This is a genomic window from candidate division WOR-3 bacterium, assembly GCA_016926475.1.
Taxonomy (GTDB): domain Bacteria; phylum SDB-A; class SDB-A; order SDB-A; family SDB-A; genus JAFGIG01.
This window is the reverse complement of sequence record JAFGON010000082.1, coordinates 33,239-43,880: the sequence shown is the minus strand read 5'-3', so window position 1 is coordinate 43,880 and position 10,642 is coordinate 33,239. Positions and strand designations below refer to the sequence as shown.

13 protein-coding genes are annotated in these 10,642 nt (G+C 41.5%); 10 read left to right on the top strand and 3 right to left on the bottom strand.

What is annotated here, in order from left to right; all coding sequences use genetic code 11:
- A partial coding sequence (locus tag JXA84_08365) for an MBL fold metallo-hydrolase (GenBank protein MBN1151214.1) occupies positions 1–435 on the bottom strand: 435 nt, incomplete at its 3' end.
- Between the two features lie 244 nt (positions 436–679).
- Here JXA84_08365 and JXA84_08360 point away from each other — a divergent pair.
- A complete protein-coding gene (locus tag JXA84_08360; GenBank protein ID MBN1151213.1) occupies positions 680–1,024 on the top strand; it encodes a 4Fe-4S binding protein in 345 nt (114 codons plus the stop codon).
- Positions 1,025–1,390, top strand: a complete 366-nt coding sequence (locus JXA84_08355; protein MBN1151212.1) for a 4Fe-4S binding protein — start codon at positions 1,025–1,027, stop codon at positions 1,388–1,390.
- An 85-nt stretch (positions 1,391–1,475) separates the two neighbouring features.
- Here JXA84_08355 and JXA84_08350 read toward each other — a convergent pair whose 3' ends face one another.
- Together JXA84_08350 and JXA84_08345 are read right to left on the bottom strand one after the other, a co-directional pair.
- Entirely contained in the window at positions 1,476–2,186 is a 711-nt protein-coding gene (locus JXA84_08350; protein ID MBN1151211.1) for an NTP transferase domain-containing protein, read from the bottom strand.
- Entirely contained in the window at positions 2,183–3,307 is a 1,125-nt protein-coding gene (locus JXA84_08345) for a CDP-glycerol glycerophosphotransferase family protein (protein ID MBN1151210.1), read from the bottom strand. The genes JXA84_08350 and JXA84_08345 overlap by 4 nt, the downstream gene beginning before the upstream one ends.
- 309 nt (positions 3,308–3,616) lie before the next feature.
- On the opposite strand from JXA84_08345, the gene JXA84_08340 reads away from it, so the two are divergent.
- The 8 genes from JXA84_08340 to JXA84_08305 all read left to right on the top strand — a co-directional run bounded on the left by JXA84_08340 (position 3,617) and on the right by JXA84_08305 (position 10,613).
- A complete protein-coding gene (locus JXA84_08340; GenBank protein ID MBN1151209.1) occupies positions 3,617–4,267 on the top strand; it encodes a class I SAM-dependent methyltransferase in 651 nt (216 codons plus the stop codon).
- 208 nt (positions 4,268–4,475) lie between these two features.
- On the top strand, positions 4,476–5,195 hold the full coding sequence (locus tag JXA84_08335) for a hypothetical protein (GenBank protein ID MBN1151208.1): 720 nt from the start codon (positions 4,476–4,478) through the stop codon (positions 5,193–5,195).
- Positions 5,192–5,962, top strand: coding sequence for a hypothetical protein (locus tag JXA84_08330; GenBank protein ID MBN1151207.1), 771 nt, complete (start codon positions 5,192–5,194; stop codon positions 5,960–5,962). The genes JXA84_08335 and JXA84_08330 overlap by 4 nt, the downstream gene beginning before the upstream one ends.
- A 7-nt stretch (positions 5,963–5,969) precedes the next feature.
- Positions 5,970–6,347 (top strand): cytidine deaminase, encoded by a 378-nt coding sequence (locus tag JXA84_08325; GenBank protein MBN1151206.1) that lies wholly within the window; start codon positions 5,970–5,972, stop codon positions 6,345–6,347.
- Positions 6,338–6,901, top strand: coding sequence for a hypothetical protein (locus JXA84_08320; GenBank protein MBN1151205.1), 564 nt, complete (start codon positions 6,338–6,340; stop codon positions 6,899–6,901). The genes JXA84_08325 and JXA84_08320 overlap by 10 nt, the downstream gene beginning before the upstream one ends.
- Before the next feature lie 486 nt (positions 6,902–7,387).
- Complete coding sequence (locus tag JXA84_08315; protein ID MBN1151204.1) at positions 7,388–8,674, top strand: hypothetical protein; 1,287 nt, start codon at positions 7,388–7,390, stop codon at positions 8,672–8,674.
- The gene (locus JXA84_08310) at positions 8,671–9,498 is read left to right on the top strand and encodes a hypothetical protein (protein ID MBN1151203.1); all 828 of its coding nucleotides are present in this window, start codon (positions 8,671–8,673) and stop codon (positions 9,496–9,498) included. Before JXA84_08315 ends, JXA84_08310 begins: the two co-directional genes overlap by 4 nt.
- Positions 9,499–9,590: 92 nt before the next feature.
- The gene (locus tag JXA84_08305) at positions 9,591–10,613 is read left to right on the top strand and encodes a hypothetical protein (protein ID MBN1151202.1); all 1,023 of its coding nucleotides are present in this window, start codon (positions 9,591–9,593) and stop codon (positions 10,611–10,613) included.
- Positions 10,614–10,642: the final 29 nt, after the last annotated feature.

Genomic DNA, 10,642 nt, shown 5'->3' with positions numbered 1-10,642 from the left:
GTCAGGATGAGAACAGCCAACCACAAGCGAAATTCCTTTTTCTGTTTTTACTGCCAGAGACTGTTCTATTCCTCCCAATTCACCTGTCGAAAAGAAATTTTCACTCAACACCATTGGATCTTTTATATGAACTACTTTTTTTGCCCTTCTGACCCCTCTGAAAGAAAAAGGAACCCATACATCTACATTATTGTTTTCATTGAGAAATCCCGACAGACCTCCTATGTGGTCGAAGTGAGGATGTGAAATAAAAACCTCATCTACTGAGAGAGGGTCGACACCCAATATTTTCATGTTTGAAAGCAAAATGGTACCGTCGGCTCCAGTGTCAAAAAGAATAGTTTTCCCGTGAGCCCTTAGAAGGCAAGAAAAACCGTGATCTGATATTAGATCATCCCTGATTGTATAGTTGTCGTAAAGAATTTTAATTTCCATTTTTATATTGACAAATTTGTTAGATTATTATAACATATTTTTTAAAAAAATTAAACATTTTTGGATTTTTTTGCAAGGAATTAATTCGTTGTCTGAATCTTTATCATCGATAGCAGTTCACAATATTAAAAATACAACGCGCAACTTGTATTTTTTCAAAAAACTTTATTCTCAAAACATTAAAGATTTTAAACAATTCTTTATTGCAAAGGTGAAAAAACACATTATCGAAATTGGAGGATAAATGCCATGGGTTGATGAAAAGAGATGTATTGGGTGTGCTATCTGCGTAAATCTTTGTCCGACTAACGCGATGAAAATGAAAAACGCTTACGCAGTTATTGACATGCAGAATTGCATCAGATGCGGTAAATGCCACGAATTTTGTCCCCAAGACGCAGTAAGACACGACAGTGAGAAAATACCTATGGAGATTCAAGAAAACATTCAAAAAACGAAAGATATGATGAAATATTTTAAAACTCTTGAAGAAAAAAGGGCTTTTCTCGAAAGAACTATCAAGCATTTTAACAAAGAAAAGACAGTCGCTGAAAAAACAATGGATGAAATAAAAAAAATCGAGGTGTAAATGGTCAGAATCATTGCAGAAAGATGTATTGGATGCGCTATCTGCGCCAATATTTGCCCAGCAGGCATAGAGATGGAAAACAATGTGGCAAAAATAAAAAATGTCACCGCCACTTGTCTAAAGGAAGCAGCCCTTTCCTGTCCGAAAAAAGCGATAGAAATTGAAGATGAAAACACCAAAATCGGAGAAAATGCGAACAAATCTTATAATACTCCTCTAGATGGATACGGAGCATTACAATCTTTTGGCTTATTAACGGGCAGAGGAATGGGAAAAGGTCAAGGAATGGGGATGGGAAAAGGTATGGGAATGGGGCCCAGAGACGGCAGAGGCAGAGGAAGAGGCAAAGGAAGGGGAAGGTTTTAAGGGATTGCTTTCAAAGCCACCGAATCCTGTTTGACAGCTCAGAAAGTATCATAAATTCAAAGTCAAAAAAATTAGGATTGATAACTTAAAGATTACAGAAATTGTCCAGAGCGAACCTGTATGCCTTGGGGGTGTCTATATCGATCCAGGTTTCTTTGTTTTCCATGAAGACAGCTTCCATCAACTTTTTTTCTATGAGCTTTTTTACACCTAAACTTATTGATTCCTCCCCCACTTTAATTTGCTCATTCATAGCTCTCATGAAACTGGATTTAAGCTTGAAAATTCCACAGTCTATACAGTTGAATTTCGTTATGCTCTTCCCGATATCTACAATTTTTCTTTCAACTGCCAGTACCTTAGTCGCGTCGTCGATATCAAAATTTTCATCAACTCTTCTGTCGACCAGAAGATAATTCTTTTCTCCTTGTTTTTCGACAACTCTCCTTATCGCCGACGGGCTGACAATGTGATCAGACATGCTGAGTATGAAATCATCATCCCCCACCAGGTCATAGGCCTTTAAAACCGAAGTTCCATTGCCTCTTTTAAAATCACTGTTCAGAACTGTACTTATTTTAAAATCAAGCAAATCGTTCTTTCTCAGATACTCAATTATCATCTGGGATTTAAAACCCAAAACAATTATGAAATCATCTACACCAGCGTTTGAAAGATTTTTAATCACACACGAAAGAATTGTGTCTTGCTTAAACGGCAAAAGGGATTTTGGAGTTCTGTTCGTCTCGGGCCACAGGCGGCTTCCGTCTCCAGCGGCAATAATCACGCCTTTCAATTTACGAGAGCCTCATTCGGATTGTTTTCGTGACCGCCCTCTTTTAAAAGTTCTTCCATTTTCTGAACGAACCTTTTTGAAGCGTTCCCGTCGAGCTTATAAAAGAGGGTTTGCCTGTATTCATCAGCTTTCCGAACCATATCCGGTGTCGGATTAAGAGCTCTTTCAACAGCAATGCTTAAATCTTTTCCGCTTTTTACGTGGACAAAAGCACCTTTTAAAAATTCTCGGTTGTCAATCTCGAGAAGTGGCTCTCCGTCGGAATGGTTCAGCTTATCGCAGGGTAAATCGTAGACGATTCCGAATTTGCCGAGAGCGAGAAAGTCGAAAACCGTGCTCGAAGCTTCGCCAATCAATGTATCCGCTACTGAGTAATAGGGCACTATGCTGTATGATTCGAAAGGCAACAGTACCGCGTGAGAATATTTTTTCATTTTTCTTTCATATATTCTGTGTTGATTGTGAGGAGCGTATTTCCCCATCCAGCTGTAGGGATGGAGTTTGATTATCAGGTTATAGTCCTTCGTCTGTTCAAATATGTCGTCTTTTAGGTCGTATAATGATGTTGGCTTATACGTCGGCGCGTAGACCACGGTTTTCTTTGACGGATCAAGACCGAGATCGCTTAAAATCCCTGTTCTATCGCTGAACATTCCCTGGAAATAATAATCTAGTTTAGGGAGCCCCACGATGTGAACTTCATTTTTCCCCAGCCTACCGGATTTTTGAAGAGATTCAACCCTGTGAGGTCCCTCGACAAAAATCTGATACCTATGATCGGGAACTTTTGCCAGCTCCCTGTAGAGTATATTCTTTATGCCTGTTCCGTGATTTAAAAAGCACAGCATTGTCTTTCCGTAATCAGCGGCGTTTTTAAGAGTGTCCCCCGTTATGACTACATCAAAACCTCTGGTGTTCTTCGTAAACCTGTAACCCTTTTTTTCCCATTCATCGATTATCGGCTGTTGATATGGCACGTCGAATAGAAAAAACTTTCTGATTCTTTCCATGTCGAGGGTGAAAAAGACATCATATTTGTCGTCATCCACCATGAGGTCTATGACAGGATCAAAAGCCGCTTTGTGATAGGCGTAGCCAATCTTGAAAAGAATTTTTGTCATTTTTCAGTTAATATTCCGTTAAAACTTTATGAACTATTATTATCAAAAATTATTCGAAAATGCTAAAAATATTTTCATACTGAAAATTTTTTATCATAAATTTTCTTTCCGCAAAAATATTTTCTGCTTTTCTGACACAAAAAACCGACGTACTGGGATCTTTAAAGTTTTTTTTGACAAATCCTTTAGAGGCTTTTCAAAGAACTTCAGACGAGCCGATGTTCTCGAAAGACCATTTTCCTGGAAAATAACTTTTCACTATGAAGGGAGGTGAATTCAAGCGTAAAATAAATGTTACGGGGTTGATCTATGTTTTTATATTATCCGGATTCAAAGGTTGAAATCGAAGGTTTTACAGCTCGACACTACGACCTGCTTTTAAACTTGTCTTCCCTGGGATTCTATTTCTACATGATACGCAAAGCGATAAGCCTGATGAAAATTAAACCCGCGGACAGAATTCTCGACCTGGGCGCCGGAACCGGCAGAAATGCGCATCTGATATCCAAACGTTTATCCCCTAAAGGACATTTCACGGGACTTGATATTTCCGAAGATATGATAAGTCAATTCCAGAGGAAGTTCGTAGATTCTAAAAACATAGAAATCTTCAACCGGAGAATTGACATACCTCAGGGATTTTCAGACGAATTCGACAAAGTTTTAATATCCTTTGTATTGCACGGTTTCCCGCAAGATGCGCGTATTCGAATCATACAAAACGCATACAATTCTCTGAAAACCGGTGGCGAATTTTTCATTCTCGACTTCAACGAATTCAACCTCAAAGACATGCCTTTTTTTCTAAAAATACCTTTCATGAAAATTGAATGTCCATACGCTTTCGATTTTATAGAAAAAAACTGGAAATCCATTTTGTATCAAAATGGATTTGGAAGTTTTGAATCTCATTATTTTTTCGCAGGTTATATCAGGTTGTTAAAAGGGAGTAAAATCTGAAAAAACTGCTTCTGTAAACAGGACAGGGGAATATATTTTCAACTTTGGGGGTATATGATAAAGATGAAAATCAACAACAATTTACGCTGCGGTTTCCCATGCAAGGATTTCTTTCCAAAGTTGATTTTCCCCAAAATTTCTTTGGATTCTGGGAAAATTCAAGCGGTCTCATAGGGTGGAATTCATTTTAAAAGAAAGGGAATATAGAATGAAATTTTTATGGCTCAACTTTTTTTTCTTTCTTGCCACCGCAAATTGCTTTTCAGGCGGTGTTTTTACTTATCCAGTTCTTGAAAGCTGCGGGGGGTGCGTTGAAGATCTCGTTCCTGATGGATGGGTCGTTCTCGATTCAACTCAAGGCGAACTTAACGGTGATACCCTTGCCGACATCGCAGTGGTCTTTGAGTTCGAAGACAGCGTCCAGTCCATATCAAACGACGAATACCACCCCGACACTTTTTTTTACAGACCGAGAATTCTGGCGATTTATTTCATGGACAGCACAGACAAAAGCTACTCTTTTGCCGAGAGAAGCAATTCATTTATAATCAGCAGCACACACAAAAATATGCTCGAACCATACGAAGGTATGGAAATCGAAAATGGAGCTTTGACACTTGATTTTATATCCATGTGGTCAATGGGGTCCTGGTGGATGTCAAGAGCCGAATACACTTTCAAGTATCAAGACGGCCATTTCCTTTTCTTAGCGTGCGAATACGTGAATATCCACAGGGCATCCCTTGAATCAACTCTCTACAGCATTGATTTCATCAAGGAAGAATACAGCATCACCAGGGTCACGCCTACCGAGGACGATTTCATTGAAACAATTGAATGGAAAAATATAACTTATCCAGAAATACGGCCTCTTCGTGATTTAAACAGACCGTTTGAATGGGAATTCGTGGAGGGGATAATAATATGAAAGTTTTATTTTCGCTGGCGACAGCAGCTATTTCAGCTCTTTCTTTGAATTCTTCAATGATTGAATTCAAATCCATTGAAATAGATTTTACCGACAGCACCGACGTTCTTGAAAAAGCCCAGTGGTACCCCCAGGGCACCCTGAACATAACAGAAGAAGGGCTCGGATGGGACGGCGAAAGCGCCTCTTCGAGGGACTGTAGGATAATTACAGAACCTCTCGCCCTCGGTCTTTCATGGCGTCCGCCTTCTTCCATATCAGTAAAAGTCACCATTCAACCTGAACCCGAGTCTTTTGTCCTAAACAGCGGAGACACTTCAACACCATACTATGGCGATGTCTATGTCCGGTATTCTCCTGACCTTTTGAACTGGTCTTCCTGGCAGGTTCTTCAGGTTTCAGAGAGGGAGAATCCGGGCAGATTTTTCTGCGGGATTGTCAGGGTCCCAAACTTGGAAAGAGAGACCTATTCGGCTCTGATAAGCGAATACGGGAAATTCGATGTCGCGTGGCGATGCGACGAGGATGCGGCAGTGCGCTGGCTTTTGAGCATTGACGAGCACTTCTTTGAAAGATACATCCCCTTTATCGGTTATGTGGAATTTCTGTTCGAAAGTTCTGTTTTCGGCGGACAGAGGATTTCGTCGTTTGAGGCCGAAATAATTTATTCGATAAGCGGTCTTCATACGCTCCCCAAGGACATGAGTTCATACGAAGAGAGAAATTCTACCCCATGGTCTTTCAGGGCTGAACAAAGTTTACGGTGAAAGATACATGAAAGAGGATGAACTTATTGTTGAAGCCCAAAAATCTTTGGGTGAATTCAGGCTGTCGGAGGATTTTCTCTCCGCTGGATCGGTTGCCGCAGATTTGGAGACCAAAAACGGGAACATCTACACAGGCATCTGCTTGGATCTGTCATGCGGCATCGGTTTTTGCGCGGAGCATTCGGCAATAGCCGAAATGCTGAAAAAAAGGGAGACACAAATAGAAACGATAGTCGCCGTCAATAAAAACGGAGTTATTCCGCCTTGCGGAAGATGCCGAGAATTAATCTTTCAAATAGACAAAAATAACCTCAAGACCAGGGTTTTACTCGCAAAAGACAAATGTGTTTTTCTCGAAGACCTTCTTCCGGACAGGTGGATTTGAAGCCTTTTAACGGCAGATTATTCATAAACGGCGTTACTTTTAACCTTCTTTTCTCGACTGAAAAGCTCGACAAAATAGCCTGTTTCAGGATTAACACGTTTATTGGATTTATACTTGTGGTTTCGGGAATAATGTTAAAACTCATCAGAATCCCAGTAATTTCAGAAGGGCTTGACAGAATTTGGACAACTCAGATCATTCTCGGAATCCCGCTTTTCGCTGGAGTATTGGGGCTATTTCTAAAAAACGGAGCGCGGAATGTCCTTCTTCCGATTCAAGGCTCGGTATTTATTCTCGCGGTCATGTCATATACTTTTTTCTATGGCCGCTTTCTCTTAGAAAATGAATTCAGTGGTGATTTTATGATTGGACACGCCCCCGGAATTCTCGCCGCCGGTATGGCATACGGCGTCAAGCAAATCATCGATTTTTCAGGCAATAGAATAAACCTCAAAGCGGCACGGATAGTAACCGCGTCTTTTTTTTCCGCCGGAGCTATCTGCGATATGTTTTTTGTCGTGTTGATACTAAGATTTTTTTCAACCCGCGCATGACGATGCTTTAGCTTTGCAGCTTAACAGTCCGGAGATATCTTTCCAACAATAGTATAAGTGCTTTATGTTTTGAAATTCCGTTTAAGAGTATAAAATAAATTTAACATACAAAAGGGAGAAACCCCAATTTCTCCCTGACAAAACAACCTGTGTTGAAATTGTCCAGGGAGTTCAAGCCGAAAATAGCCAATGGATGTCAACATTTCAGTTTTAGGTATTTATTTATTGGTGTATGAATTCAAGCCGGGCGATTTCATAAAATAAGTGACAATAACTGTTTTCAGATTATACGCGAAAATGTATACTGCATAACGAAATATTCTCACCAGCAACAAGTGCAAGGAGGAAAACATAAAACCTGCCGGGAAATTTTTAAAACTTTTTTTTTCCGCGGCATCATTCCTTCAATGCCTGTCCCTTTCCGGCCAGATCCATCAGGGTTCAACAGCTTCAGAATTCAACTCCAATCAACGACCGAGCGTCATAATGCGATTTCCCGTTTGCGATTTTCCGTTCAACACCGAGAACGGCTTTTCATTCTCAAGCATGAACCAGTCAATTGCGTTGACAAGCGGATTAACACAGGGTGTTCATCAATCATTGAAACTACTGTGGTCTCCCGACCTTTCAGACAAAAAATTTGTTTCTCTTTTTTCTAACAGGAGGTTTGCCGGGTTATGCATATCCATAACCCTGTTCGACATCTTTTCACCTTTCAAAGGCTGGACTCATGAAGAAGGTCACAGAGCAGTGCTTTCCATGAGGGGAATATCCAGCCAAAACGATATTTACCTCAATCCTTTCGCAGAAATGGTCAGTGTCAGCCATGTTCGTGACGAGGACCTTATTCGGCTTAAGGACGAATTTCCAGAGGACATGGTCAGGCTCGCCGAAGCCGGGGGCGAAGTTCAAATTGAATTGTCAATGCAAATGAGAAAACAAAATTTTTTTGGTGGCAGGTCAACAATTTACGATGTTACGGATATCTGGATCAACCTTGGAAACCTTGCATGGTATGTCTGGTTGTGCGGCAGTGATATGGCAAACAGAATAATCGAAGAAGAGACGCTGAAAGAAGACACGGATATCATGAAAAGGGACATCATCGGTGGTGATTACCTTTCATGGGTGTATGATCTTTTTCGTCCGGATGAACCGTACCTTTCTGGCCTGAGAGGCAGACCCCACCCCTCCGGGAAAGGAATAGACCGTTACATCATGCCTTCGGAGCTTTCAGACGAAGAACTGGGGTATCTAAGACTTCAAAACCGGTTGATATTGCTGAATTTCATTTCACCCCAGATCTTCGGCATAGACAGATTTGCAGGAACAAGCCCTTTCAACAAAAATAAATTTTATTGGAACTTAGCGGTTACCCACCACCTGACGTCATTCGGAACCGCGACAGGGCTGCATTTTTTCTACCAGCAAGGAAAATTTGACATTGTCCTTTCATTGTTGGGCTACGCATCAAAGAGAACATTCTGCCCGGGCTTTTCTTTGGAACTGTACAGGTACCCTGTTATTTTAAGAGGGATGAATTTTTCATTCTCATCAACTGCTTCCTTATGGCTTCAACCCACTGATCAGAGGTTTTTATCAGAAAGTGCGCAGGCAGGCGGATCCGTAATGCTCGGAGTTGTTTGCCATGTCAGAGACTGGTTTGAGGTTTTCACTGAATGCGATATAAAAACTGAGGGCTGGCTTGCAGGAAACGTCTATCTGGAACCTGCTCTTCAGACAAGGGCAGGGTTTTCGGTCACGGTAAAATGATCAATCGTGATATCAAGATAAATCTGGTCTCGATCATCTCCTTACTCATTTGCTCGTTGTGCAACTTCGGTTGTTTCATAAGAGAAACCGTCAATTCGAAAAATGACGCCAGGACGATTGTGGGGATATACGCAGGAGATGGAGCAGCCCAGGGTTGTGTTATACCCGCCGAAAATATGTTCCGCTGGATGGGTTATGAAACAAAAAGGATATACGCAGACGACATTAACAGATCGTTGGTGTCCGACATAGACCTTTTTTATTTTCCCGGAGGTTCCTCATCGCCTTATCTAAAGGATATTGACAATAAAGGGAAAGAAATTCTGAAAAAATCAGTTTATGGAGGGTGCGGCTACATAGGTACATGCGCCGGAGCGCTTTTTGCATGTGAAATACAGGTCTGGGAAGGCAGGGAAATTAAAACAGGACAGCTCGGACTATTCAAGGGGACTGGATACGGGCCCAACCCGGAAATATTCGCTTATCCCGAGATAGGGATGTGCAGGATAGACATGGACATTTCTCATCCGATAACCTCTTCGTGTGAGGATACTGCATGGATGATGTTCTACAACGGTCCATACTTTGCACCTGACACTTCGTCCGGTCAAAATACTTTTATTGCTGGAAAATATTCGCTGATAAACAGACCGGCTATTATCGTCTGTGAATACGGAAAAGGAAGAGTATTCCTGACAGGTCCTCATCCAGAATGGGAGGAAGACAGCGACAGGGACGGTATAGACGCCTTCAAGGAATTCGACGACAGAGGTTCGGACTGGGACATGATGAAACATGCCGTCGATTGGTGTCTCAGAAAATAGTTTTTCCTTCAGACTTTTTTTAATACTTTTTATAACTTTTCAGTTATACAATCTTTATGAGTTCTTGACAGATTTTTAAAAGGGAGGTCTAAATGAAGACTAGTCTTCTTCAAAAGTCTGCGTTTTTTATGATTGCATCTCTTGCAGTCACAGGCTTTTCCTGCTCAAGTTCCTCCAGCACAGGTCCCTCGGGAGGAGGTGGAACGACAACCCCTGAAGAGAACTACTTCGGGGTCACTCCCTCCGGAGATATGGTTACCTTGAATATTGACTTGGACGCCAAAGAATACACATTCTTCAACATCACCACAAACGACACGACAAAAGGGACATTCACGGTTTCTAGCGACCCTAACTATACCGGCGCATACATAACCTCAAACAATCATTACATTATCGAAGCCCCTGGTGAATTTTTTATAACTTCTGTACCTCTGGGTAATAAACAGTTCGGAATTACCTTCGGCATAACTTCAAAAAATAACCTAAACAATTACTCTTTCGAAGGAAACTATGTTTTTCTTGTATTCACAGCGGAAGGATTCGCTGACTGGGGCGGATTTACAATCAACTCAAACGGAACATACACCTATGGAATCGCCCCTGAGCCTTCTCTGATAACATCTCCATTCAACTATTTCCAAGGATCGGGAGCCGGTACATGGCAGGTATCTTCCGCCGACTCAAGCCGTGTTGTGCTGACGGAGGGCTCGACTGTTCGTTACGGAACCGTCAACCCCGGGAAAACCATGATTATTCAGGGAAATGATGAATACATCATCGGAGTAAAATATCCTTCCTCTCCCGCCTCTTTCTCTCAGATCGCCGGCCGATATACAGCAGTCGATCACGACATTGACGACGGACAGGGCATTGGAAATTTTCAAGTCCCATCCTCAAGCGCTCCGGTCAATTTTTATTTTAAATATCAAAACGGCAACACAGCTTCCGGAACGACGTCAGACTTGCTTAGTCACCAATATGTTAACAACATGTTCTATACTTATTTGGACCAGCAATTTATAGGGTCCCTTTTATTGCCGGGGTATATCATGATGTACTGGCGGTTTGAAAACGACTCGTTGGTAGGTTCAGGTATAGGGGCAAAGCTTTGATCAAGCGTACATTATAGCCACAAAATTTG

Coding starts and splice junctions, on each gene's coding strand:
- JXA84_08360 (MBN1151213.1), top strand. CDS start 680: ATGCCATGGGTTGATGAAAAGAGATGTATTGGGTGTGCTATCTGCGTA.
- JXA84_08355 (MBN1151212.1), top strand. CDS start 1,025: ATGGTCAGAATCATTGCAGAAAGATGTATTGGATGCGCTATCTGCGCC.
- JXA84_08345 (MBN1151210.1), bottom strand. CDS start 3,307: ATGACAAAAATTCTTTTCAAGATTGGCTACGCCTATCACAAAGCGGCT.
- JXA84_08340 (MBN1151209.1), top strand. CDS start 3,617: ATGTTTTTATATTATCCGGATTCAAAGGTTGAAATCGAAGGTTTTACA.
- JXA84_08335 (MBN1151208.1), top strand. CDS start 4,476: ATGAAATTTTTATGGCTCAACTTTTTTTTCTTTCTTGCCACCGCAAAT.
- JXA84_08330 (MBN1151207.1), top strand. CDS start 5,192: ATGAAAGTTTTATTTTCGCTGGCGACAGCAGCTATTTCAGCTCTTTCT.
- JXA84_08325 (MBN1151206.1), top strand. CDS start 5,970: ATGAAAGAGGATGAACTTATTGTTGAAGCCCAAAAATCTTTGGGTGAA.
- JXA84_08315 (MBN1151204.1), top strand. CDS start 7,388: ATGCGATTTCCCGTTTGCGATTTTCCGTTCAACACCGAGAACGGCTTT.
- JXA84_08310 (MBN1151203.1), top strand. CDS start 8,671: ATGATCAATCGTGATATCAAGATAAATCTGGTCTCGATCATCTCCTTA.
- JXA84_08305 (MBN1151202.1), top strand. CDS start 9,591: ATGAAGACTAGTCTTCTTCAAAAGTCTGCGTTTTTTATGATTGCATCT.